23 protein-coding genes are annotated in these 22,224 nt (G+C 65.4%); 17 read left to right on the top strand and 6 right to left on the bottom strand.

Annotation, left to right across the window (positions count from 1 at the left end):
• Nucleotides 1-7 precede the first annotated feature (7 nt).
• From hflX to ACN5W5_RS04015, 9 genes are all read left to right on the top strand, one after another.
• Nucleotides 8-1,177 carry a GTPase HflX gene (gene hflX, locus ACN5W5_RS03975; protein WP_420047260.1) on the top strand — a complete coding sequence of 390 codons (1,170 nt, stop codon included), beginning with the start codon at nt 8-10 and terminating at the stop codon, nt 1,175-1,177.
• Between the two features lie 66 nt (nt 1,178-1,243).
• Nucleotides 1,244-2,641 (top strand): FtsH protease activity modulator HflK, encoded by a 1,398-nt coding sequence (hflK, locus tag ACN5W5_RS03980; protein ID WP_420047261.1) that lies wholly within the window; start codon nt 1,244-1,246, stop codon nt 2,639-2,641.
• A gap of 38 nt (nt 2,642-2,679) precedes the next feature.
• Nucleotides 2,680-3,567, top strand: a complete 888-nt coding sequence (gene hflC, locus ACN5W5_RS03985) for a protease modulator HflC (protein ID WP_420047262.1) — start codon at nt 2,680-2,682, stop codon at nt 3,565-3,567.
• Between the two features lie 13 nt (nt 3,568-3,580).
• On the top strand, nt 3,581-3,766 hold the full coding sequence (locus ACN5W5_RS03990; RefSeq protein WP_420047263.1) for a DUF2065 domain-containing protein: 186 nt from the start codon (nt 3,581-3,583) through the stop codon (nt 3,764-3,766).
• A 110-nt stretch (nt 3,767-3,876) separates the two neighbouring features.
• A complete protein-coding gene (locus ACN5W5_RS03995; protein ID WP_420047264.1) occupies nt 3,877-5,043 on the top strand; it encodes an ATP phosphoribosyltransferase regulatory subunit in 1,167 nt (388 codons plus the stop codon).
• 13 nt (nt 5,044-5,056) lie between these two features.
• On the top strand, nt 5,057-6,445 hold the full coding sequence (locus tag ACN5W5_RS04000) for an adenylosuccinate synthase (protein ID WP_420047265.1): 1,389 nt from the start codon (nt 5,057-5,059) through the stop codon (nt 6,443-6,445).
• A gap of 58 nt (nt 6,446-6,503) precedes the next feature.
• Nucleotides 6,504-7,028, top strand: coding sequence for a phosphoribosyltransferase (locus tag ACN5W5_RS04005; RefSeq protein WP_177134893.1), 525 nt, complete (start codon nt 6,504-6,506; stop codon nt 7,026-7,028).
• 5 nt (nt 7,029-7,033) lie between these two features.
• The gene (locus ACN5W5_RS04010; protein WP_420047266.1) at nt 7,034-8,224 is read left to right on the top strand and encodes a PLP-dependent transferase; all 1,191 of its coding nucleotides are present in this window, start codon (nt 7,034-7,036) and stop codon (nt 8,222-8,224) included.
• A 34-nt stretch (nt 8,225-8,258) separates the two neighbouring features.
• Nucleotides 8,259-8,447, top strand: coding sequence for a hypothetical protein (locus ACN5W5_RS04015; protein WP_420047267.1), 189 nt, complete (start codon nt 8,259-8,261; stop codon nt 8,445-8,447).
• A 17-nt stretch (nt 8,448-8,464) separates the two neighbouring features.
• Here ACN5W5_RS04015 and ACN5W5_RS04020 read toward each other — a convergent pair whose 3' ends face one another.
• From ACN5W5_RS04020 to ACN5W5_RS04040, 5 genes are all read right to left on the bottom strand, one after another.
• A complete protein-coding gene (locus ACN5W5_RS04020; protein WP_420047268.1) occupies nt 8,465-8,881 on the bottom strand; it encodes an NBR1-Ig-like domain-containing protein in 417 nt (138 codons plus the stop codon).
• Nucleotides 8,882-8,957: 76 nt separating this feature from the next.
• Nucleotides 8,958-9,587 (bottom strand): ABC transporter ATP-binding protein, encoded by a 630-nt coding sequence (locus ACN5W5_RS04025; protein WP_420047269.1) that lies wholly within the window; start codon nt 9,585-9,587, stop codon nt 8,958-8,960.
• 89 nt (nt 9,588-9,676) lie between these two features.
• Entirely contained in the window at nt 9,677-10,420 is a 744-nt protein-coding gene (locus ACN5W5_RS04030; protein ID WP_420047270.1) for a general secretion pathway protein GspB, read from the bottom strand.
• 26 nt (nt 10,421-10,446) lie between these two features.
• Complete coding sequence (locus ACN5W5_RS04035) at nt 10,447-12,111, bottom strand: AAA family ATPase (protein ID WP_420047271.1); 1,665 nt, start codon at nt 12,109-12,111, stop codon at nt 10,447-10,449.
• Between the two features lie 80 nt (nt 12,112-12,191).
• Complete coding sequence (locus ACN5W5_RS04040) at nt 12,192-12,767, bottom strand: bactofilin family protein (protein WP_420047272.1); 576 nt, start codon at nt 12,765-12,767, stop codon at nt 12,192-12,194.
• Between the two features lie 226 nt (nt 12,768-12,993).
• Between ACN5W5_RS04040 and ACN5W5_RS04045 the strand changes: the two genes are divergently transcribed.
• The 3 genes from ACN5W5_RS04045 (at nt 12,994) to ACN5W5_RS04055 (ending at nt 15,815) form a co-directional block, all read left to right on the top strand.
• The gene (locus tag ACN5W5_RS04045) at nt 12,994-13,827 is read left to right on the top strand and encodes a helix-turn-helix transcriptional regulator (protein WP_420047273.1); all 834 of its coding nucleotides are present in this window, start codon (nt 12,994-12,996) and stop codon (nt 13,825-13,827) included.
• Between the two features lie 96 nt (nt 13,828-13,923).
• Nucleotides 13,924-15,624 carry an FAD-dependent monooxygenase gene (locus ACN5W5_RS04050; RefSeq protein ID WP_420047274.1) on the top strand — a complete coding sequence of 567 codons (1,701 nt, stop codon included), beginning with the start codon at nt 13,924-13,926 and terminating at the stop codon, nt 15,622-15,624.
• 2 nt (nt 15,625-15,626) lie between these two features.
• Nucleotides 15,627-15,815 carry a DUF2783 domain-containing protein gene (locus ACN5W5_RS04055; protein WP_290970703.1) on the top strand — a complete coding sequence of 63 codons (189 nt, stop codon included), beginning with the start codon at nt 15,627-15,629 and terminating at the stop codon, nt 15,813-15,815.
• A gap of 171 nt (nt 15,816-15,986) precedes the next feature.
• On the opposite strand, the gene ACN5W5_RS04060 is transcribed toward ACN5W5_RS04055, so the two are convergent.
• Nucleotides 15,987-16,487, bottom strand: a complete 501-nt coding sequence (locus tag ACN5W5_RS04060; protein WP_420047275.1) for a hypothetical protein — start codon at nt 16,485-16,487, stop codon at nt 15,987-15,989.
• A gap of 257 nt (nt 16,488-16,744) precedes the next feature.
• Between ACN5W5_RS04060 and ACN5W5_RS04065 the strand changes: the two genes are divergently transcribed.
• From ACN5W5_RS04065 to ACN5W5_RS04085, 5 genes are all read left to right on the top strand, one after another.
• Entirely contained in the window at nt 16,745-19,126 is a 2,382-nt protein-coding gene (locus tag ACN5W5_RS04065) for a YgiQ family radical SAM protein (RefSeq protein ID WP_420047276.1), read from the top strand.
• Nucleotides 19,127-19,270: 144 nt separating this feature from the next.
• Complete coding sequence (locus ACN5W5_RS04070; RefSeq protein ID WP_420047277.1) at nt 19,271-20,263, top strand: tripartite tricarboxylate transporter substrate binding protein; 993 nt, start codon at nt 19,271-19,273, stop codon at nt 20,261-20,263.
• Nucleotides 20,264-20,566: 303 nt separating this feature from the next.
• The gene (locus ACN5W5_RS04075) at nt 20,567-21,076 is read left to right on the top strand and encodes a bacteriohemerythrin (protein WP_290970692.1); all 510 of its coding nucleotides are present in this window, start codon (nt 20,567-20,569) and stop codon (nt 21,074-21,076) included.
• A gap of 165 nt (nt 21,077-21,241) precedes the next feature.
• On the top strand, nt 21,242-21,595 hold the full coding sequence (locus ACN5W5_RS04080) for a TA system antitoxin ParD family protein (protein WP_177134862.1): 354 nt from the start codon (nt 21,242-21,244) through the stop codon (nt 21,593-21,595).
• A 14-nt stretch (nt 21,596-21,609) separates the two neighbouring features.
• Nucleotides 21,610-22,224 carry an AAA family ATPase gene (locus tag ACN5W5_RS04085; RefSeq protein ID WP_420047278.1) on the top strand — a complete coding sequence of 205 codons (615 nt, stop codon included), beginning with the start codon at nt 21,610-21,612 and terminating at the stop codon, nt 22,222-22,224.

Genomic DNA, 22,224 nt, shown 5'->3' on the forward strand with positions numbered 1-22,224 from the left:
CTGTTGAATGGATCTGAACCCGTCCGCCTCCCAAAACCCATCCATACCATCGGTCATCCTGGTTGGGGTGGATTTTGGTTTGCCGCATTTTGATGCCGAACTGGAAGAGCTCGGTCTGCTGGCCCAGACCGCGGGTTTCGCGGTGGCTGATCGGGTCAGTTGCAAGCGTCGCGCACCCGATCCGGCCCTGTTTGTCGGGTCCGGAAAAGCCGAAGAGATCAAGATGCTGGCCCAGTCCAGGGGCGCCAGCGAGATTCTTTTTGACCAGGCCTTGAGTCCGGCGCAACAGCGCAACCTGGAGCGCACGCTTGGCTTGCCGGTCAATGACCGTACCTTGCTCATTCTTCAGATCTTCGCGCAGCGCGCCCGCAGCCATGAAGGCAAGTTGCAGGTGGAGCTCGCTCGCCTGCAATACCTGTCGACCCGCCTGGTGCGCCGATGGTCGCATCTGGAGCGCCAAAGTGGCGGCATCGGCATGCGCGGGGGTCCCGGTGAAACCCAGATCGAGCTGGACCGTCGCATGATCGGTGACAGCATCAAGCGCACCAAGGAGCGCCTGGAAAAAGTCAAGAAGCAGCGGGCCACGCAGCGCCGGCAGCGCGAACGCCGGGACTCGTTCGCGATATCGCTGGTGGGCTACACCAACGCGGGCAAGTCTTCCATCTTCAACGCCCTGGTCAAGGCCCGTGCGTATGCGGCCGATCAGCTGTTTGCCACACTGGACACGACCACGCGCCAGCTCTACCTCGGTGAAGCCGGGCGTTCGGTGTCACTGTCCGATACCGTGGGCTTCATCCGCGACCTGCCTCATGGACTGGTCGATGCGTTCGCCGCCACCTTGCAGGAGGCCGCCGACGCGGATTTGTTGCTTCACGTGGTCGATGCGTCCAACCCTTCGCACCTGGAGCAGATCGCTTCGGTGCAGGGTGTGCTCAAGGACATTGGAGCCGATTGCGTGCCGCAGATCCTGGTGTTCAACAAGCTCGATGCGATGGACCCTGCTGCGGTGCCCCGTGCGCTGGAAGATGTGATGGAACTTGGCGGTGAGTTGGTGCCTCGTATTTTTGTGAGTGCCCGTACCGGGGATGGTCTGCCGGCTTTGCGCGCCTTGCTGGCGAGGCAGGTTGCGGCGCCTGTGGGGCCCGAAGACGGTAGTACCCCAGGGATATCTCCGTGATCGGGGATGTGCTGCCTTGATTGGGCACAATGTCATGGTTTTGATTCGAATAGAAGTTGGCAACACATGGATGTGAATCTGCAATCACCGACCCGCGGTGCTGAGTCCGGCGGACGCCGCAAAGGCTGGCGTGTCCTGCTGGGCGTGTTCAATCTCAACGATCCCCGATGGGGTCGCGGCGACGACGCTCGCGATGGCGACAAGCCTCAGGGCAGCGAGCCGGATGCCGAGGAACGGCCGAAGGGCGATCAGAAGCCGCCGCGCGGCCAGGGGCCCAACCAGGGGCCGCCGGATCTGGACGAGCTCTGGCGCGACTTCAACCGCAAGCTTGGCGGCATGCTGGGCGGCAAGGGTGGTCGCAGCGGCGGGCAGGGCGGGGGCAACGGTTCGGGCGGTGGCGGTGGCGGACTGCCCAGCTTCAATCCGAGTCCGAAGACCACCGGCATCGGTGCCGGCTTGATTGTTGGTGTGGCGGCGCTGATCTGGCTGGGCACCGGCTTCTTCATCGTGCAGGAAGGTCAGCAGGCCGTCATCACGCAGTTCGGCAAGTACCACAGCACGGTCGGCGCCGGTTTCCAGTGGCGTCTGCCGTATCCGGTGCAGCGCCACGAGACGGTTTTCGTCACCCAGATCCGCTCGGTGGATGTGGGTCGCGACAACCTGATGCCCGCCACGGGCCTGCGCGAGTCGGCGATGCTGACCCAGGACGAGAACATTGTCGAGATCAAGTTCGCGGTTCAGTACCGTTTGAACGATGCCCGTGCGTTCCTGTTTGAAAGCCTGGATCCCGATGCATCGGTGATCAAGGTGGCAGAAACGGCGGTGCGCGAGGTGGTGGGCAAGATGAAGATGGACGCCGCGCTGGCCGAAGAACGCGATCAGATCGCGCCGCGGGTGCGCACCCTGATGCAGACGATCCTGGACCGCTACAAGGTGGGTATCGAGGTGGTGGGCATCAACTTGCAGCAAGGCGGTGTGCGACCACCCGAGCAGGTGCAGGCGTCTTTTGACGATGTGCTGAAGGCCGGACAGGAGCGGGAACGGGCCAAGAACGAAGCCCAGGCCTATGCGAACGACGTGGTGCCGCGCGCACGGGGTGCGGCTTCCCGTCTGACCGAAGAAGCCGAGGGCTACAAGGCGCGCATCGTGGCGCAGGCCGAAGGTGACTCGCAACGCTTCCGCTCGGTTTTGACCGAATACCAGAAAGCACCCCAGGTCACCCGTGAGCGCATGTACACCGATGCGATGCAGGAGGTGTACTCCAACGTGACCAAGGTGGTGGTGGATTCCAAATCGGGCTCGAACCTGCTGTACCTGCCACTCGACAAGCTCATGCAGATGACCGGTCCGACCCCTTCCGCGGTTCCCGCCACCGGCGCAGCACCGGCGACAAGCGCGCCGGCAACGCCTGCCAGCCGCAGTCTGGACAATGCGGCACGCTCCCGTGAGCGCGAGAGCCGCTGAGCCGGGACCCAAGTACAAGCGATGAGAAAGCAACGCAAATGAACAAACTGGGTTTCATACTCACATCTTTTCTGGTGGCTCTGGCGATTGCCAGTTCCATGCTGTTTGTCGTGGACCAGCGCCAGTTTGGCGTGGTGTTCCAGCTGGGGCAGATCAAGCAGGTGGTCACCGAGCCGGGGCTGAATTTCAAGCTGCCGCCGCCGTTCCAGAACGTGTCGTATATCGACAAGCGCCTGCTCACCTTGGAGAGCACCGACACCGAGCCCTCGTTGACGGCCGAGAAGCAGCGCGTGGTGATTGACTGGTATGTGCGCTGGCGCATCAGCGAGCCGCAGGCATACATCCGCAACGTGGGTGTCAACGAACGCGCGGGCGCCTTGCAGCTCAACCGCGTGGTGCGCAACTCGTTCCAGCAGGAAGTGAACAAGCGCACCGTCAACGAACTGTTGTCGACCCGGCGTGAGGACCTCATGGCCGACGTGAAGCGCGAAGTGCTTGAAGCGGTGCGCGGTGCCGAGAAGCCCTGGGGCATGGACGTGGTGGACGTTCGCATCACCCGGGTGGACTATGCGGAAAGCATCACGGCCTCGGTCTACCAGCGCATGGAAGCCGAGCGCAAGCGTGTGGCCAACGAATTGCGTTCCACCGGTTTTGCCGAGGGTGAAAAGATCCGTGCCGATGCCGATCGTCAGCGCGAGGTGATCGTGTCCGAGGCCTACCGCGACGCGCAGCGCATCAAGGGTGAGGGCGACGCCAAGGCCGCTGCTTCCTTCTCGGAGGCATTTGGCCGCGACCCGGCGTTTGCCCAGTTCTACCGCAGCCTCGATGCCTACAAGGCCAGCTTCGCGGGCAAGTCCGACGTCATGGTCGTCGACCCATCGTCGGACTTCTTCAAGGCCTTGCGCAGCAGCAACGTCGCCAAGTGATCCAGAGCTGCGGATGGCGGATCTGTTTTGGCCAGCGCTGGCGCTTGTCCTGATCTTCGAGGGCTTGTTGCCCTTCATCGCACCCGGCGCCTGGCGCCGGGTTTTTTCTGAAATGCTCAAGATGCACGACGGCCAGATCCGGTTTTTCGGGCTGTGCAGTCTGTGCGCGGGTGTGCTGCTCTGGTGGTGGGTCGGCTGAGTGCCTGAACCGTCTGCCACCCAGGCAGATGTCAATTGACTGGTCAGGGTGCCGCCGAGCGGTCTGCCGGGCCGGTAAAATCTCGTTTTTAACAGCGTTCCCCTATGCCCATGTCTGCCTGGGTCCTCCCGGATCACATTGCCGATGTCCTGCCCTCAGAGGCCCGTCACATCGAAGAACTCCGCCGGGGTTTGTTGGACACAGCGCGTAGCTACGGCTATGAACTGGTCATGCCACCGTTGCTGGAGCATCTTGAATCCTTGCTCACCGGCACCGGCGAAGCGCTCGATCTGCAGACCTTCAAGCTGGTGGACCAGCTCTCGGGTCGCACACTGGGTCTGCGCGCGGACAGCACGCCCCAGGTCGCCCGCATCGATGCCCACCTGCTCAACCGCCAGGGCGTTGCACGGTTGAGTTATTGCGGACCGGTGGTGCACACGCGCATCGACCGTCCCCTGGCCAGCCGCGAACCTTTGCAGTTCGGTGCGGAAATTTATGGTCACGCCGGTCTGGAGGCCGACCTGGAGGTCATTGAGCTGGCGCGCGCGTGTCTGCGCGGTGCGGGCGTGGAGCGCTTGCTGCTCGACATGGCCGACGTGCGGATCATCGACGCCGTGCTCGCACCGGTGCAGCTCAGCGCAGCCCGCACGGCGCAAATTCATGCGGCGCTGGCCATCAAGGATGTGGCCGAGCTGCAGTCGCTGTCTCGTGACTTGCCGGCCGCTGTGGGTCGTGACCTTTGCGCCTTGCCGCGTCTGTTCGGCGGTGTCGCCGTGCTCGATGAAGCCCGTCGCACCTTGCAGACTTCGCCCGAACTGCTCGCCGCGCTGGACAGCCTGGCCTGGCTGGCGGAGCAGGCCCAGGGTCTGGATGTGTCGATCGATCTGGCCGATCTGCGCGGTTATGCCTATTACACCGGCATGCGCTTTGCCCTGTTTGCCCAGGGCACCGGTGGTGAACCGGTGGAGCTGGCGCGCGGCGGGCGCTACGACGAGGTGGGTGCCGTGTTCGGGCGCAACCGCCCGGCGGTCGGCTTCAGCCTGGACATCAAGGAACTGGTTTCGGCCATTGCACCGCGCCCCCTGGTGGCCGCGATCCGCGCGCCCTGGGGCATGGATGTCGAACTGCGTGAAGCCATTGCCAGCCTGCGTGCCCAGGGCCACACCGTGGTGTGCGCCTTGCCGGGCCATGAACACGAAGTCGATGAGTTTCATTGCGACCGCGAGCTGGTGCAGGTGCCAGCGCAGGGCGGTGTGTGGACACTGAAGAACATTTAACCGGAAACAGCAGATGATCAAAAACAGCAGCGCCGTGGTACCCGGGCGCAACGTGGTCGTGGTGGGCACCCAGTGGGGTGATGAAGGCAAGGGCAAGCTGGTGGACTGGCTGACCGAAACCGCGCAGGGCGTGGTGCGTTTCCAGGGCGGCCACAACGCCGGTCACACGCTGGTGATCAACGGCGTGAAGACCGCGCTGCACCTGATTCCCAGCGGCATCATGCGCACCGGGGTCAAGTGCTACATCGGCAACGGTGTGGTGCTGTCGGTGGGCAAGCTGTTTGAAGAAATCGCTGGGCTGGAGCGGGCCGGTGTGGAAGTGCGTTCGCGCCTGCGCGTGAGCGAGGGCTGTCCGCTGATCCTGCCGTTCCACGCCGCCATCGACATCGCGCGCGAAGCCGCCAAGGTGAAGGCCGGTACCGAGAAGATCGGCACCACCGGCCGTGGCATCGGTCCGGCCTACGAAGACAAGATCGCCCGCCGCGCCCTGCGTGTGATGGATCTGAAATACCCTGAGCGTTTCGCCACCAAGTTGCGCGAATTGCTGGACCTGCACAACCACGTGCTCAAGACCTATCTGCACTCGGCTGAGATGGTCTGGGACGAAAAGATCGCGGCCTACATGCAGGACGGTGCGATCCAGTTCGAGGCGGTGTACGCCGAAGCCATGGTCCAGGCCGAACAGCTCAAGCCCATGATTGCCGATGTTTCGCGCGAGCTGAACGAGGCCCATCAGCAAGGGGTGAACCTGCTGTTCGAGGGCGCGCAAGGCACGCTGCTCGACATCGATCACGGCACCTATCCGTTTGTGACCTCCAGCAACTGTGTGGCGGGCAACGCCGCTGCCGGCGCCGGCGTGGGTCCGAGCCTCCTGCACTACGTGCTGGGCATCACCAAGGCCTATTGCACCCGTGTCGGTGGCGGCCCGTTCCCGACCGAGCTGGAATGGGAGAAAGAGGGCACACCGGGCTGGCACATGGCCACCATCGGTGCGGAAAAAGGCGTGACCACCGGACGCAGCCGCCGTTGCGGCTGGTTCGATGCGGCGCTGCTCAAGCGCTCGGCCCAGGTCAACGGCTTGACAGGCCTGTGCATCACCAAGCTCGATGTGCTCGATGGCCTGACCGAGCTCAAGCTCTGCACCGGCTACGAACTCGATGGCGAGACCATCGACATCCTGCCCATGGGAGCCGACGAGATCGCGCGCTGCACGCCGATCTACGAAACGCTGCCGGGCTGGAGCGATTCGTCGGTCGGCGTCACACGCTACGACGATCTGCCGGAGAACGCACGCCGCTACCTCACACGCATCGAAGAAACCACGGGCGTGCCGATCCATGTGGTCTCGACCAGTCCGGACCGCGATCACACCATCCTGCTCCACCATCCGTACCACGCCTGATGGGGCTCTGCGCGGAATCGTGCAGAATGAAACACAGACCATCCAACCCGGAGCTTCCATGCTGACCGAAGACGGCAAACACCTCTACGTTTCCTACGACGAGTACCACAACCTCATCGAAAAGCTGGCGCTCAAGGTGCACCAGTCGGGCTGGCAGTTCGACACCATCCTGTGCCTGGCGCGCGGGGGCATGCGTCCGGGTGATGTGCTGTCGCGCATCTTTGATGTGCCGCTGGCCATCATGTCCACCAGCTCGTACCGTGCCGCCGCGGGCACGCAGCAGGGCAATCTGGACATCGCGCGCTACATCACGACCCCCAAGGGCGAGATCGCCGGCAAGGTCCTGCTGGTCGACGATCTGGCCGACTCCGGCCACACGCTCAAGGCGGTGATCGAGATGTTGAAGAACAACTATGCGCCCATCACCGAGTTGCGCAGCGCGGTGATCTGGACCAAGCAGCTCTCGACCTTCACGCCCGACTACTCGGTGGAATTCCTGCCCACCAACCCCTGGATCCATCAGCCGTTCGAGGGGTACGACAGCATGCGCCCCGAACAACTGCTGGAAAAATGGAAGCTCTGAACTGAATGAGCGATCTTTCTACCCGACTGATTCACCATCCGTACCGCCCGCCTGAGGGGTTTGATGCCGTTGCGCCCGGCGTTCACAAAGCGTCGACTGTCATCTTTCCCCATGTGCATGCACTGCGCACGCAAGAGTGGAAAGACAAGAGCGGCTACACCTACGGCCTGCACGGCACGCCCACCACCTTCATTCTCGAAGAACGCATCGCCACCGTCGAAGGCGGGCGCTTTTGCGTGCTGGCGCCCAGTGGCCTGTCGGCCGTGTCGCTGGTGGACATGGCCTTTTTGCGGCAGGGTGACGAACTGCTGATTCCCGACAACGCCTACGGGCCGAACAAGGCTTTTGCCAGCGTCGAGCTGGCGGCCTGGGGCATCACGCACCGTTACTACGATGCGCAGGACCCGGCCGATCTGGCCGCCAAGATCAGCCCCGCCACGCGCCTGGTGTGGCTCGAAGCGCCGGGGTCCATCACGCTGGAGTTCCCCGATCTGCCCGCGCTGGTGGCCACGGTGCAACAGGCCAATGCTGCCCGCCAAGGCGAGCGGCCTATCCTGACCGTGCTCGACAACACCTGGGGAGCCGGGATCGCGTTCAACGCCTTCGAGCTGGGGGTGGACATGTCCATGCAGGCGCTCACCAAGTACCCGAGTGGCGGGTCCGACGTGTTCATGGGCTCGGTCGTCACCCGCGACGAGGCGCTGCACCAGCAGTTGCTCATGACACACATGCGGCTGGGGCTGGGGGTCAGCGGCAACGACACCGAACTCGTGCTGCGGGGCCTCAACACCATGACCCTGCGGTACCAGGCGCAGGACACCGCCACACGCGCACTCGCCACCTGGATGCAGACGCAGAGCGGTGTGGTGCAGGTGCTGCACCCGGCCTTGCCCGGGTCGCCTGGCCACGCCAACTGGCAGCGCGACGCCCGGGCCGCGGCCTGTCTGTTCAGCGTGGTGTTTGATGCCCGGTTCAACCAGGCGCAAATCGACGCTTTCTGCGATCAGCTGGAACTGTTCAAGCTGGGCTGGAGTTGGGCCGGTCCCATCAGCCTGTGTGCGCCGCACAACGTGTCCTCGATCCGCACCCGCGCCTGGCCTCACAAGGGTGGTCTGGTGCGCTTTGCCGTCGGTCTCGAAGCCGTGGACGACCTGCGCGCCGATCTGGCGCAGGCGCTGGCTACACTCAACGCCTGACCGATCCTTCCAACCCCTCCAAAGAAAGACTGTTTTGGCCACTCCCAATTACGGATACGAAAAGCGCCAGCGCGAGCTCGCCAAAAAGAAGAAGAAGGAAGAGAAGTTGCGGGCCAAGGCCGCGGGCAAACCCCACGACGACAGCGATGGGTCCGAAGCGCCGACCGAGCAGGCCCCTGAATCCGGTCAGGATACGGCCCCTGGCGCGGAAGGCCAGGGCTGACCTCCAGCCACCGCGTTTCAGCAGCCCACCACGGACACCACCGCCTGCAGGAAGCAGCGCGGGCCAAAGCACGGACGACCCTGCGCGTCCTCCAGACGCCAGATGCTCGCGACCGAGCAGTTCTCCAGCAGAGCAGAAAACTCCACGCTCAACGCCACCAATTGCCCGGGCCGCGTGATGGGCACCATCACACTCCGCCCCAGGCTGTCCAGATGTGAATCGAGCAGCGGCTGCAGCTGCCCGAGGGCATTGCGCAGGGACATCAAGTTCGCCGTCGGCCTGCGCCAGGCGGGGGCATTCCATGGCACCCTGCCTGGGTTCTGCAACACCCAGGTCCTGGTGAAACGTTCGCCCGGCAGGAAGACGGTGTGATCAGGCACCGTGACACGTCTGTCGCCAAGACCCGCACGTCCTGCCCGCGCGCTCGGCGACATCGGACAGTGACAGCCCCAGCTGACGGGTCCACCATTGCAGCCGGTTGCCGGGCGCGAGACCAGCCCGCACCTTCGCTCAGAGCGTGATGACACTGGCCAGGTTCAGAGCAGCCGGTGCTTCGTAGTCGGCCAGCACCCAGGCCCGGCTCGGGTGCTCGGACGCCTCCTGCAGCAGTTCGGTCAGGAAGCGCATGGACGGGGTGTCCAGTGCGGCAAAGGGCTGGTCGATCAGCGTGAGCGGTGTGCCGGCGGCCCATGCTGCGGCGAGCCAGACTTTGCGTTTGCTGCCCGCTGAAAGCATGTACAACGGTTTTTCGATGTGGGGTGTCAGGGCAAAAGCCTGGATCAGATCGGGCAAGGCTTCCGGATTGAAGTTCGGGTATCTGCCCGCCAAGCTCTGGAACCAGGATGCGGCGCTGATCTGATCGAGGGCTTCGCTGCGCGGATCGGTTCGAAAGACCTGCTGGCGGTAACGCTCGGGATCTTCATGCAGGCCGTTGCCCTGGATGGCCAAGGTGCCGCTCCGGGGATGGACATCCCCGGCGAGCAGGCGAAGCAGGGTGGTCTTACCGGTGTGCTCTTCACCACGGATCAGGCTCACGCCTGGTGGAACGCTGACGCTCAAGTCGGAGAAGAGCGTTCGCTCCGGCCAATGGAAACAGAGATTTTGGGTTTGCAGGACGGACGAGACCTTGTTCATGGGCATGGCGGCGTGACCTGGCTTCGTTGGGCGGGCAAACTCTCGAACCGATCCGGCCAGAGGTTCGTCTTGCCGTGCGCGGTGAAGGCAGGTTGTCAGTAGGTGATGTTGTAGAGCGTGCCACGGTGGTTCAGCACGGCGCTGCGGGGCCCGACGGTTTCAAGTTTCAGGCCCGGCTCGATCTCCTGCCCCTCGTGCACCACCTTGCCGTTGGCAATCAGCATGCGATGCGCGGGGTTCTGTGAGTAGGACGAGCCGCTGACTTTGACCGGTGGCCTTCCGCTGGCATCGGCCGTGGCCATTGGGCGGGGGGGCGCTGGTCGCGAGGGCAGGGTTGATTGCGGTGACGGCGGCGGGGGTTGTGTGGCCACGGCGTTGACGGTGTCTTCCGCTTCCGTGGCGGTGTCGACCGTGTCTTCTGCGTCGGCTTCCACATTCTCTTCTGCCACCTCGGATGTCGCCTGGCCTGGCTGCGTGCGCGGAGGCGCTGAAGGTGGTGGGGCGGTTGCCGGGGTTGGGGTTTCAACCGCCGGTTCGGGCGCCAGAATGGGCAAGCCGGGCGGGGCGGAGGGTGCTGTGTCGGCCGAAGCCGGTTCAGCGGGTGCCGCTGCGGTGCGCACCTCGGTGGGATCGGGCGCTTCTGGCGTGCGCAGCGACCACCACGTCAGAGCCGTCGCCGTGAGCAAGACCAGAACGGCAGCGACCCCTGCGGTGGGACGGCGCCACGATGCGCCGGGTCCGGTTGCCGGGTGGAACGCTCCCTGGCTGTGGAGACCGGGAACATGGCCGCGCTCGCGATCGGCATCGGCCCGTTTGAGTGCGTCGAGGATGTAGGACATGGTGGGTGCGGTCTCCTGGCCGTCTTTCAGAGGGGCTGCAGGCGGGGCTCGTCCACACCGCTGGCGCGGTTGACCTGCATGTACGTGACAGGGCCTGCCAGTCCGTCAGCGTCGATGCCGTGTGCACGCTGGAACGCCTTCACCCGGGCGTCCAGGCTGACCGCGCCAGGCGCCAGTTTGCCGTCGCGCTGCAAAGTGCCGAGCTGTGCGTTGAGCCACGCGCCCGCCAGCCCTTGACGACCGTCGACCAGCCGGCTTGATTGCCCCGGCGGTAACCGCCACAGGGTGGCGTAGTCGCCGCGCCAGATGTCGGCGAGCCCGGTCAACGGGAGTTGCCAGCGGCGTTCTCCGGCCTGCAGCACCGCGCTGTCCGCTCCCATGGCGACCAGCAGGGCCCAGGCCGGCGGTTGACCGGGCAGGCGCAGGGTCAGGATGCCCGGGCGGCCCAGCTGTCGCAGGCCGTGCAAGGTCATGCGGCCGGTGCGGTAACACTGCAACCCGTTTTTCAGGGCGGTGGCACAGGGCTCGCCTTGCTCGATGGGCTGGTTCCATGTCCGGCCGAGCGCATGCCAGGCCAGGGTTTCGGAACGCAGGAGGTCGCTGAACGCGGGCACTTCAACGAGGGGCGGTGGTTCGACATCGCGCAGAGTGGCTGCCGCGGTGGGCCCATCGGCCAGCGCTGCAGCGGCTATGGCTGGCGGCAGTGGCGCAGGCGCCGAGGACGATGCAGCTGATTCGGTGGCGAGGCCGGCCGGGTGCTTGCCGATCTGCATGGCCGCGAACAGCAGCAGCGCGCCACCCACCGCGCCCGCGGCCAGCAACGCGAGGCTGGCGAGCGGGCGGCGTGTGCGGGTGGGCGCCGACGCCTTGAGCGTGTCAAACACCTCGGTGGCGGCCTTGTCCACCACGGCGCGTTCCACCCGGTGCTGGCCGCCGGCATAGGCGCCGAGCAGGGCGCGGTCGCACAGCAGGTTGATGCGCCGGGGCACGCCGGCCGTGAGCGAGTGAATCCGGCGCAAGGCGTCGCGCGTGAAGGGCAGGGGCCCATGCAATCCCGCCACATCCATGCGGTGCTGGATGTATTGCCGGGTTTCGGTCTCGTCGAGTGCGTCGAGGTGAAAGCGCGCGATCACGCGTTGTGCGAGCTGCTCCAGTTCGGGTCGGGCCAGCAGGTGGCGCAGCTCCGGCTGACCGATCAGGATGATCTGCAGCAGCTTGCGGGTGTTGGTCTCCAGGTTGGTCAACAGGCGCAGCTGTTCAAGCACGTCGGCCGACAGGTTCTGTGCTTCATCGATGATGAGCACGGCGTGCTGTCCTGCGGCGTGGGAGGCCAGCAGAAAAGCATTGAGCGGGTCGATGTGGTCTTTGGCGGTGGCCTCACCCGGACCCTGGTGGTTCACCACCACCCCGAACTCGTCACAGACCGTGCGCAGCAGTTCGACGACCGTGAGCTTGGGGTTGAAGATGTAAGCGACCCGGCAGTTCTCGGGGGTCTGCTCCAGAAAGCAGCGGCAGATGGTGGTTTTGCCGGTGCCGATCTCGCCGGTGAGCAGCACAAAACCGCCACCGCCCTGAACGCCGTACAGCAGATGGGCGAGCGCCTCCCGGTGGCGTTCGCTCATGAAGAGGTAACGCGGGTCGGGCGCGATGGAGAAGGGGCTTTGCTTCAGGCCAAAGAAGTCGGCGTACATGCCCGCAGCATAGCGGGCGCCAGAAGCTGGGACAACCGCGCCCGGCATGCGTTGGCCGGGCGCGTGTCAGAGGCGTTCGATCAGGCGGCGAGGGCCATGGCTGGCATGCCGGCGGAGCTGGACTTGCTGCTGTTGCTGACGGAGGCGTTCAGCGAGCACTCGATGTCGCCGGAGAGCTGACCGCCTTCTTCGATGACCACCTTGCCGTAGCGGATCTTGCCGGTGACCCGGCCGGTGGCGTAGATCACGAGCTTCTGGCGCACGGTGAGGTTGCCGTCGAACACACCGTGGATTTCAGCGATGTCGATTTCGGCCGAGCCTTTGAAGGCGCCTTGTTCGGCGATCTGGATCACGCGCGAATCCATGGTGGCCTCCACCAGACCTTCGACCACCAGCGTGTCGCAGTCGGTGATCTCGACGCCCTTGAGCTTGATGTTCGGTCCTACGGTCAGCTTGCTGCCACCTTCGGGAGTCACAACGCTGGTGCGCGCCGGAGGGGTTGATGGTGTGGGGGTGGGTGTGGGCTCGGACGCGGTGGTCGCTTGCGGCGTCACGGGAGATGAGCTGTTGCTGCCAACGCCGTAGCGTTGCGTGGCCATGCCGGAGTTCAGGGTCTTGGGTTGTTCGGTCTCGCGTTTGCCAAAGTGCAATGCCATGTCAGCTCCTTCAAAAGTGAAGCGCCCATGCTAAAGGCGACGCGGCTTACATTCCCGTTTGTCCCGTAAGAGTGGTAACGGGAAGAACGGTACATGCGGTTGCCTGTTTTGCATTTTTTCTCGTAACGGCGCAGCCCTCCCGATGCGACGAACGGCGGGGTGTGGTTGCGGGCCGGCCGTGGCCCCGCAGAGGGCGACGGCCGGCCCTGCGCTACAGTGCCCCATCATGTCCGATCACTGGGTGCTGGGCACCCGTCCTGCCTCATCCATCGCCGTGCCCCTGTCGCAGGTGGTGGCGCTGCTGGCGCGCCTGGGCCTGGCGGACCGGCACGCCGTGGCCGAGGACCTGTTGCGCCTGGTGGGCGCGCAGCTGCCGCTGGCGCAGTGCACCATCTTTGCCTTCGAAGGTCAGCGCCGGCCGCGCACCGTGGCCATGGGCGACCGCTCGCGAACGCAGGCGCTGCCCGATATTTCCGAGGCCTACGTCTCGCGTTTCTACCGGCTGGACGGCAGCGTGGCGGTGATGCGCCAGGAGTTCGCCGCGGCACAGAAGGCCGGTATGGCCGAGCCGCGCATCGTGCTGCACCGTCAGCGCGGTGAAGACATCGCCCACCCCGAGTACCGGCGCATCTGCTACGAGCTGCCGCAGGTGGCCGAGCGGCTGGCCGTGATGGCGCTCTACGAGGGCCGGCGCTGGCTCTCGGTGAACCTGTACCGCGGCACCGAGCACGGGCCGTTCGATGATGCGGCCATTGCTGTGGTGGAGGCCTTTGCGCCACTGATCGTGCACGCCGTGCGTCTGCACCACACCGGCCAGGCGCTGAGCCAGGAGCTGCCCGACCTGGTGCTGGCGCGGCTGGTGCGCCGCTTTCCGGCGCTGACCCAGCGCGACCACGACGTGCTGCGCGCGCTCATCGACGGCTTGGGCACCGAGGCCCTGTCCGAACGCCTGGGCCTGACGCTGGCCAGCGCACAGACCTACCAGAAGCGTCTCTACCGCAAGCTCGGCGTGGCCGGGCAGCGCGAACTGCTGGCCTTGCTGCTCGACGGCGGCGCCTGATCCGGGTCTTCCCGAGGTGGGTTCAGTTTGTTCCCATATGGAGACATATCCGTCATGGGCCTTGCCTACACTGCGCCCACCAACAGGAGACAAGCCATGCACCAGCCGCACGCCGAACCCCGGCGCTCCATCTACTACAAGTATCAGGTGTTCGACGCCTGGTTGCCTTCACAGCACCCGCAGCCACAGCACCACGCCGTGGTGATCGCTGGTGCCGGGCCGATAGGTCTGGTGGCCGCGCTGGAACTGGCTCGCCACGGCGTGAAGTGTGTGCTGCTCGAATCGGAGCGACAGGTGTCCGAAGGCAGCCGCGCCATCGTGTTCACGCGCCGATCCATGGAGATCCTGCAGCAGGTGGGCGTGGCCGACCGCGTCACCCAGAACGGCCTGCCCTGGGGTTTTGGCAACTCGTACTACCGGGGCCAGCGCGTGTTCCGCATGGAAGCCCCGCACGACCCGGATGACCGTTTTTTCCCCATGATCAACCTGCAGCAGCAGTACCTGGAGGAATACCTGGTCGATGCGGTGCGGGCGAACCCGCTGATCGAGCTGCGCTGGGGCAACCGCGTGAACGCCGTGACGCAAGACGGGCAGGGCGCCACGCTGGAGGTGGACACCCCCGAAGGACCTTACACGCTGCAGGCCGACTGGCTGGTGGCCGCCGACGGTGCGCGTTCCGGCATCCGTTCGATGCTCGACCTGAAGCTTGAAGGTGCGTCCTACGAAGGCCGCTTCGTCATCGCCGACATCCGCATCGATCTGCCCCTGCCCACCGAGCGCCTGGCGTTCTTCGACCCCGACTGGAACCCCGGCAACACCATCCTCATGCACCGCGAGCCGCACGGGATCTGGCGTGTGGACTACCAGCTGCCGCCCGGAGAAGAACCCGAAGATGCCCTGAAACCGGAGTCGCTCAAGGCCCGCATCGACGCCCAGCTGGCCATGATCGGCCACGCCGGCGCGCCCTGGGAGATGGACTGGTGTTCGGTCTATTCGGCGCGCGCGCTGACGCTGCCCGACTACGTGCATGGTCGTGTGCTGTTCACCGGCGACGCGGCGCACCTGCTGCCCATCTTCGGTGTGCGCGGCGCCAACACCGGCTTCCAGGACGCGCAGGGGCTGGCCTGGCGGCTGGCGCTGGTGGCCAGGGGCCTCGCGCCGGCGACGCTGCTGCAGGGCTACAGCAGCGAACGCGTGGGCGCGGCGCGCGAGATCATTGACGAAGCCGGCAAGAGCACGCGCTTCATGACGCCGCCCACGCGCGGTTTCCGCCTGCTGCGCGATGCGGTGCTCTCGCTGTCACTCAGCGAGCCTTTCGTGGGGCCGCTGTACCACTGGCGCACCTCGCGGCCGCACGAGTACCGCCACTCGCCGGCCAACAGCATGGACGATGACAATGCACTGTTTAAGGTCGGCCCCGGCCACGGCGCGCCACCACAGAACGTGCACCTGGGCGCCGACGACCACCTGCTCGACCACCTGGATCACCGCTTTTCGCTGCTGTACTTCACCGAAGGCGCCGCCGTGCCCGATGCGTTGCAGGCGGTGGTGAGCGAGTTGCAGGCGCGGGGCCTGCCGCTGAAAGTGATCGCCGTGGGCAGCGCCCAGCCGGTCGCAGGCGCCGATGAAACCCTGGCCGATGTCGAAGACCACCTGCGCCAGCGCTACGGTGTGCCCGCCAGTGGCGCAGCCTACCTGCTGCGGCCCGACCAGCATGTGTGTGCGCGGTGGTTGAGCCTGGACGCCACCCGCCTGCGCACCGCCCTGATCAACGCCGCCGGATTGCAAGGAGCCTGAACATGAGCCAGAACACATTGACCATCCCGGGCCTGGAGCAGGTCTACGACGCGCTGGCCACGGCCATCGACGGGGCAGGACCGGAGAAGACGGAGCTGTTTCTCGTGAAGCTTGCCTTGATGAACGCGCAGGCGCTTGGCGATCCCGAGCAGTTTCAACGGCACCTCGCGGCCGCCTTGCGCGACCTCTGAGAGGCCCCGGCAGCAGGAGCCGCTGGCGGGTGAACCTGTGCCGTTTACTGGGGATTCCCAGGGGCAGATATGTGAGCCGCCGGGCACGCCCGCACGATGCCCGCACCCGCATGACTGCCCGACGGTGGGGTCTGGGCCAGACACGGCAGTCTCTGGCTCAACCCGGCGGTCCTATTTCTTGCCGCCAGCGCCACCACCCGAGGTGTCACTGCCGCCCTGCATCCCTGCCTTCGAGGAGCCGCTGCCGCTCTGTGTGCCTGTCTGCGAAGAACCACTGCCGCCCTGCGATCCTGACTGCGAAGAGCCACCGCTGCTCTGCATCCCTGCTTGCGAGGAACCCGTGACGCTCTTGATCGTGACGCCGCGCTCCTTTGCTCTGGCGTCCATCTGCAGGCGGTGCTCTTCGCGGATGCGGGCACGTTCCTGTTCGGTCTTGGCCAGACGCAGACGCTCACGCAGCCTGGTGCGCTCCTGATCGGTCAACAACTCATCGGCGTAGAGGCGGTCCTGATCGCGCAGCTGATCCCTGTCCTGTGTCTTGAGCAGGTCTTTGTCTTGGGTTTTCAGCTGGTCCCTGTCCTGGGTCTTCAACTGGTCCTGCGCAGACGCCATGCCGACACCACCCAGTGCCAAGATCAGGACAACGGCGTTGATCACGGATTGCTTTTTCATGGAGGTTCCTTTGGAAGATTGACTGAGCAACGAATCAAGCAACACCGGAAGCTATCTACTCCACCCAGTATCTGCTCGCTAACCACATTCTGATCCGACCCATTGGAGTGAAATTGATCATGCTCAAGGTGTCAGGCAATGTTCAGGCAGGTATTGCATCCAGAAGTAACGCATTGCCTCGTTCCTCGACCGGTAACCCTATGACGCGGCGTGGATGCGCAAAACCGTACACTTCGCCCTCACTCCCCCTTCGCACCATGAACGCCCCCGTCGACGTCTCTTTTTTCGCGCGCGCCGCCAAGCCGCTGACCAGCTACCGCCCCTACTGGGCCAAGCGGTTCGGCGTGGCGCCGTTCCTGCCCATGAGCCGCGCCGAGATGGAGCAGCTCGGCTGGGACTCGTGCGACATCGTTCTGGTCACGGGCGATGCCTATGTGGACCACCCCAGCTTCGGCATGGCGGTGATCGGCCGCGTGCTGGAAGCCCAGGGTTTTCGCGTCGGCATCATCGCCCAGCCCGACTGGCAGAGCGCCGAACCCTTCAAGGCACTGGGCAAACCCAACCTGTTCTGGGGCGTGACCGCGGGGAACATGGATTCCATGATCAACCGGTACACCGCCGACCGGAAGATCCGCAGCGACGACGCCTACACCCCCGGTGACGTGGGCGGCAAGCGGCCCGACCGCGCGGCCATCGTCTACAGCCAGCGTTGCCGCGAGGCCTACAAGGACGTGCCCATCGTGCTCGGTGGCATCGAAGGCAGCCTGCGCCGCATCGCCCACTACGACTACTGGAGCGACAAGGTGCGCCGCAGCATCGTGGTGGACGCCAAGTGCGATCTGCTGCTGTACGGCAACGCCGAACGCGCGCTGGTGGAGGTGGCGCACCGCATCGCCGCCCGCGAACCCATCGAACACATCACCCACGTGCGCGGCACCGCTTTCATCCGCCGCCCGCACGACCCCACGGCCGAGGGCTGGATCGAGATCGACTCCAGCGAGGTGGACCAGCCCGGCCACGTCGAAGACCACATCAACCCCTACCAGACCACCAGCGAGCAGGCACAGGCCCAAGGTCAGAGCTGCTCCAAGGAAGATGGCTCCCAATCCCCTCTCACGCCTGAGGGAGCGGGCCGGGGTGAGGGCGCTTCAGCCTACAAACCCATCACCATCCACCGCCCCCAAGGTCCCGGCGGCGTGGCCAAGTTGTCGCGCGACCGCAGTGTGATCCGCCTGCCCAGCTACGAGCAGGTGAAAAGCGACGCCGTGCTCTATGCCCACGCCAACCGCGTGCTGCACCTGGAAACCAACCCCGGCAACGCCCGTGCGCTGGTGCAGGCGCACGGCGAGGGCGTTACGGCGCGCGACGTGTGGATCAACCCGCCGCCGATCCCGTTGACCACGGCCGAGATGGACTATGTGTTCGACCTGCCGTACGCGCGGGGCCCGCATCCGGCCTATGCCGACGAACACGGCAAACACGACGGCGCGACCAAGATCCCGGCCTGGGAAATGATCCGCTTCTCGATCAACATCATGCGCGGCTGCTTTGGCGGCTGCACCTTCTGCTCCATCACCGAGCACGAGGGCCGCATCATCCAGAGCCGCTCGGAAGAGTCGATCATCAAGGAGGTCGAAGACATCCGCGACAAGGTCGACGGCTTCACAGGCGTCATCTCCGACCTCGGCGGCCCCACCGCCAACATGTACCGCCTGGGCTGCCGCAGCCCGGCCATCGAAGCCGCCTGCCGCAAGCCCAGCTGCGTCTACCCCGGCATCTGCCAGAACCTCACCACCAACCACGACCCGCTCATCAAGATCTACCGCCGGGCCCGTGCGCTCAAGGGCATCAAGAAGATCCTGATCGGCTCTGGCCTGCGCTACGACCTGGCCGTCAAGAGCCCGGAATATGTCAAGGAACTGGTGCAGCACCACGTGGGCGGCTACCTCAAGATCGCGCCCGAGCACACCGAAGGCGGGCCGCTGTCGAAGATGATGAAGCCCGGCATCGGGAGCTACGACAAGTTCAAGGCGATGTTCGAGAAGTACAGCGAAGAGGCGGGCAAGAAGCAGTTCCTGATCCCGTACTTCATCGCTGCCCACCCCGGCACCAGCGACGAGGACATGATGAACCTCGCCATCTGGCTGAAGAAAAACGGCTTCCGCGCCGACCAGGTGCAGACCTTCTACCCCAGCCCCATGGCCACGGCCACGGCGATGTACCACACCAGCCTGAACCCGCTCAAGGGCGTGCACCGCGACGACCGGGCCGAGAAGGTGGACATCGTGCGCGGCGACAAACGCCGCCGCCTGCACAAGGCCTTTCTTCGCTACCACGACCCGAACAACTGGCCGCTGCTGCGCGAGGCGCTCAAGACCATGGGCCGCGCCGACCTGATCGGCAATGGCAAACACCACCTGATCCCGACTTTCCAGCCCATGACGGACGGCAGCTACCAGAGCGCGCGCCGCAAGAACAGCACCGCCGTGGGCAAGGCCAGCGAGAGGATGGCCGCGGTGGTGAAGCCGGGGATGAAATCGGGGCAGCCCCAGCGCGGTGCGATCTTGACCCAGCACACAGGACTGCCGCCTCGGGCAGGCGTGGGCGGCAAGGCGATGAAGCCCCGCGGCGGGCGCTGACAGCCAACCGCCAGAGCGCTCCGGTGGACGTCGGGCGCTGCGTTGTTCGGCGGTGCGGTCGCGCGGTTGTCGCAAGTCCGTCACCGCGTCGTCATGTCGAAGGCATACAGTGGCCCGATCGTTCTGTACTGTCTGGAGACTCACATGACCATCCCCTCCCCGGATCGTCGCCACTTTTGCCTGCAGCTGGGCGCGGGCCTCGTTGGCCTGGGCGCTGGTTCCACCTGGGCCCGCAGCTTTCCCGAACGCGGCATCAAGATCATCGTGCCCTTTGCGCCCGGCGCCGGCACCGACGCCATGGGCCGCCTGGTGGCGGGCAAACTGGCCGAGCTGCTCAAGGTCAGCGTGGTCGTGGACAACCGGACGGGTGCCTCGGGTGCGCTGGGTGCCCAAGAGGTGGCCAGGGCCGCACCCGACGGCCACACCCTGCTGCTCGCGGCCGCACCCTTCACCACCGTGCCCGCCGCACTGCCCACCGCCGGTTACGACCCGATCGCCAGCTTCACCCCGGTCGGCATGATCGCGCACGGCCCGCTGGTCTGGGCGGCCAACAAGGACTTGCCAGCCAACACCTTGCCCGAACTCGTGGCCCTCGCGCGCAGCCAGCCGGGGCGGCTCAACTACGGCTCGGCCGGCGTGGGCGGCATCAACCACCTGGTGCTGGAATCGCTCAAGGCACGCACCGGCACCTTCATCACCCACATCCCCTACCGCGGCATCGCACCAGCCACGGTGGACACGCTCGCGGGCCAGGTGCAACTGCTCACCGGCACCATCCCCGCGCTGGCCCCCTACATCCGTGACGGCCGCCTCAAGGCGCTGGCCGTCACCAGCCCCGAACGCAGCCCTGCGCTGCCTCAGGTGCCCGGCATGCAGGAAGCCGGCATGGCCGACTTCAACGTGCTGAACTACTTCGCGCTGGTGGCGCCCAAAGGCACACCCGAGGCGGTTGTGCAGCAACTCAACGCTGCGCTGGCTCGGGTGGTTGAAATGGCGGATGTGAAGGAGCGCCTGGGCAAAGACGCGCTGGAACCTGCCACCGGAACCCCCGCACAGCTGGCGCAGTTTCTGCAGAACGACGTCGAAGGCTGGAAGCGGGTGGTGGCGCATCAGAAGCTCAAGATGGATGCGTTCTGAGGCCTGCGCCCGCTCCACCGTAGCCAGGCTACGGATGCGCGCCAGGCCACCTGAAGTCCGTTGGGGGTGATCCCGCCGGTTTTTGATCGCGGTGGACCGGCTGCCGGGCGCAGCAAGGCCCCGGCAGCGGTCGCGGCGTTGTTGCAATGGCACGTTGCCGGTGTTCCAGCGGGGTAGGCACTTTCGTTGCGCTTGAGATATGTCATGAAACCTGCGAATCCCGCACCACGTTGGCGGCATCGGGTTCACAATTTGTTTCATTCACAGGGTAATCCCTGTTCCCCGCATGAGAGAAAGTGGCCCATGGCACACCTGAACTGGACCCCCGACCTGGAAACAGGCATCCGCGAGATCGACGGGCAGCACAAACGCATCGTCGAGTACATCAACCAGCTGTACGACGCACGTGACCACCACGACCGCGAGGCCGTGGGGGCGGTGATCGACGAGATGGTGGACTACACGCTCTCGCACTTCGCATTTGAAGAATCCCTGATGGCCGACGCCGGCTACATGTTCTCCGGTCCTCACAAGAAGGTGCACGAGCTGTTCACACGCAAGGTCGGCGAGTACCGCATGCGTTTCGAGGCCGGCGAGGATGTGGCGTCCGAGTTGCACGCCATGCTCTCGCGCTGGTTGTTCAATCACATCCGCAACGACGACAAGAGCTACGCCGACTCGGTGAAGGTCTACCTGAAAAACGTCAGCCACGGCGATGCCGACATGAAAGCGCAGATCAAGGAAGAACTGATCCGTGAACTGCACCTGAAGAAGAAGCGCGGTTTCTTCGCACGCCTGTTTGGCGGCGAATAGGCCGAGCGTTTTTCAGGCCTGACGGCACAAGCAAAAGGCCGCTGATGATGCGGCCTTTTGTTTTGTGGCGCCTGCGCTGCGCTGAACCATCTGATGGCGCCGTGGATCATCTGGGCTTGCCGCATGGTTCAATTTGGCGCAAAATGCGCCAAACAGGAGTTCTCCATGTCCAACGCCGTCAGCCCGTTTTCGTCCGTGAAACTGCCCGCCGCCCTGGTGCAACAAGCCCGGGAGGCGGCACAGCCGCAGCGCCGCTCGGTGGCCGGCCAGATCGAATACTGGGCAACCTTGGGACGCATCGCCGACGAAACCGGCCTCACGGTGCAGGAGGCTCGCGAGGCGATTGCGCTGTACGACGCCCGGCACCGCGCTGGCGCCTCGGGCACCACCGATGAATCGCTGGACGCCATCGAGGCCCGTTTTCTGGCCGCTGAATCGAGTGGCCGCCTGGCCCAGGCGGTGCGTGACACGGTGTTGTCCAACCGCCAGAAGGTGGCGCCGGCGCGCCGCGCCGCCTGACGCGACAGGCCGCATTGACTGTCCCGGTTTTTTACCTGCTGGCCGGCCCCAATGGCGCGGGCAAGTCCACGCTGTACCGCAGCGCGGTGGCTCAGGGTCTGATCCCGGCAGAAGCCGAATTCGTCAACGCCGACCTGCACGAAGCGGCTCACCTGCAGCAGGTGGGCGACCCCGTCGAGCGCTCGCGCCAGGCGCGTCAATGGGCCGACGCGCGGCGGGCGCAGTGCCTGGCCGAAGGCCAGTCGTTCGCCAGCGAGACCGTGTTTTCCCACACCTCCAAGCTCGATCTCATGAGCGCCGCCCAGCACGTGGGGTTTGCCGTGGTGCTGCTGGTGGTGTGCGTGGACGACCCGCAGCAGCTGCTCGATCGCGTGAGCCAGCGGGTGGAGGAGGGCGGCCACCCGGTGCCACCCGAACGCGTGCTCGCGCGCTACCCGCGCACCGTGCGCCACCTCAGCAAGGCGGTGCGGCGGGCCGATCTGGCGCTGCTGTACGACACCTCGCGGCCTCCGGAGCAGGTGATCCAGGTGCCTCGACTGGTGGCGCGCTTGCGTGGCGGCGCGGTGATCTGGCAGGCAGAGTCCTTGCCCGCCTGGGCCCGGCGCGTGCTGCACCCCATGTCAGAATGA

It is taken from the genome of Hydrogenophaga sp. ZJX-1 (genome assembly GCF_048590325.1).
Taxonomy (GTDB): Bacteria; Pseudomonadota; Gammaproteobacteria; order Burkholderiales; family Burkholderiaceae_C; genus Hydrogenophaga.

Excerpts from the sequence above, each read along its gene's own strand:
- ACN5W5_RS04050 (WP_420047274.1), top strand. The coding sequence starts at position 13,924 with ATGCACCAGCCGCACGCCGAACCCCGGCGCTCCATCTACTACAAGTAT.
- ACN5W5_RS04025 (WP_420047269.1), bottom strand. The coding sequence starts at position 9,587 with ATGCCCATGAACAAGGTCTCGTCCGTCCTGCAAACCCAAAATCTCTGT.
- ACN5W5_RS04005 (WP_177134893.1), top strand. The coding sequence starts at position 6,504 with ATGCTGACCGAAGACGGCAAACACCTCTACGTTTCCTACGACGAGTAC.
- ACN5W5_RS04035 (WP_420047271.1), bottom strand. The coding sequence starts at position 12,111 with ATGTACGCCGACTTCTTTGGCCTGAAGCAAAGCCCCTTCTCCATCGCG.
- ACN5W5_RS04010 (WP_420047266.1), top strand. The coding sequence starts at position 7,034 with ATGAGCGATCTTTCTACCCGACTGATTCACCATCCGTACCGCCCGCCT.
- ACN5W5_RS04040 (WP_420047272.1), bottom strand. The coding sequence starts at position 12,767 with ATGGCATTGCACTTTGGCAAACGCGAGACCGAACAACCCAAGACCCTG.
- ACN5W5_RS04065 (WP_420047276.1), top strand. The coding sequence starts at position 16,745 with ATGAACGCCCCCGTCGACGTCTCTTTTTTCGCGCGCGCCGCCAAGCCG.
- hflC (WP_420047262.1), top strand. The coding sequence starts at position 2,680 with ATGAACAAACTGGGTTTCATACTCACATCTTTTCTGGTGGCTCTGGCG.
- hflK (WP_420047261.1), top strand. The coding sequence starts at position 1,244 with ATGGATGTGAATCTGCAATCACCGACCCGCGGTGCTGAGTCCGGCGGA.
- ACN5W5_RS04000 (WP_420047265.1), top strand. The coding sequence starts at position 5,057 with ATGATCAAAAACAGCAGCGCCGTGGTACCCGGGCGCAACGTGGTCGTG.
- ACN5W5_RS03995 (WP_420047264.1), top strand. The coding sequence starts at position 3,877 with ATGTCTGCCTGGGTCCTCCCGGATCACATTGCCGATGTCCTGCCCTCA.
- ACN5W5_RS04060 (WP_420047275.1), bottom strand. The coding sequence starts at position 16,487 with ATGAAAAAGCAATCCGTGATCAACGCCGTTGTCCTGATCTTGGCACTG.
- ACN5W5_RS03990 (WP_420047263.1), top strand. The coding sequence starts at position 3,581 with ATGGCGGATCTGTTTTGGCCAGCGCTGGCGCTTGTCCTGATCTTCGAG.
- ACN5W5_RS04070 (WP_420047277.1), top strand. The coding sequence starts at position 19,271 with ATGACCATCCCCTCCCCGGATCGTCGCCACTTTTGCCTGCAGCTGGGC.
- ACN5W5_RS04055 (WP_290970703.1), top strand. The coding sequence starts at position 15,627 with ATGAGCCAGAACACATTGACCATCCCGGGCCTGGAGCAGGTCTACGAC.
- hflX (WP_420047260.1), top strand. The coding sequence starts at position 8 with ATGGATCTGAACCCGTCCGCCTCCCAAAACCCATCCATACCATCGGTC.
- ACN5W5_RS04075 (WP_290970692.1), top strand. The coding sequence starts at position 20,567 with ATGGCACACCTGAACTGGACCCCCGACCTGGAAACAGGCATCCGCGAG.
- ACN5W5_RS04030 (WP_420047270.1), bottom strand. The coding sequence starts at position 10,420 with ATGTCCTACATCCTCGACGCACTCAAACGGGCCGATGCCGATCGCGAG.
- ACN5W5_RS04080 (WP_177134862.1), top strand. The coding sequence starts at position 21,242 with ATGTCCAACGCCGTCAGCCCGTTTTCGTCCGTGAAACTGCCCGCCGCC.
- ACN5W5_RS04045 (WP_420047273.1), top strand. The coding sequence starts at position 12,994 with ATGTCCGATCACTGGGTGCTGGGCACCCGTCCTGCCTCATCCATCGCC.
- ACN5W5_RS04020 (WP_420047268.1), bottom strand. The coding sequence starts at position 8,881 with ATGTCGCCGAGCGCGCGGGCAGGACGTGCGGGTCTTGGCGACAGACGT.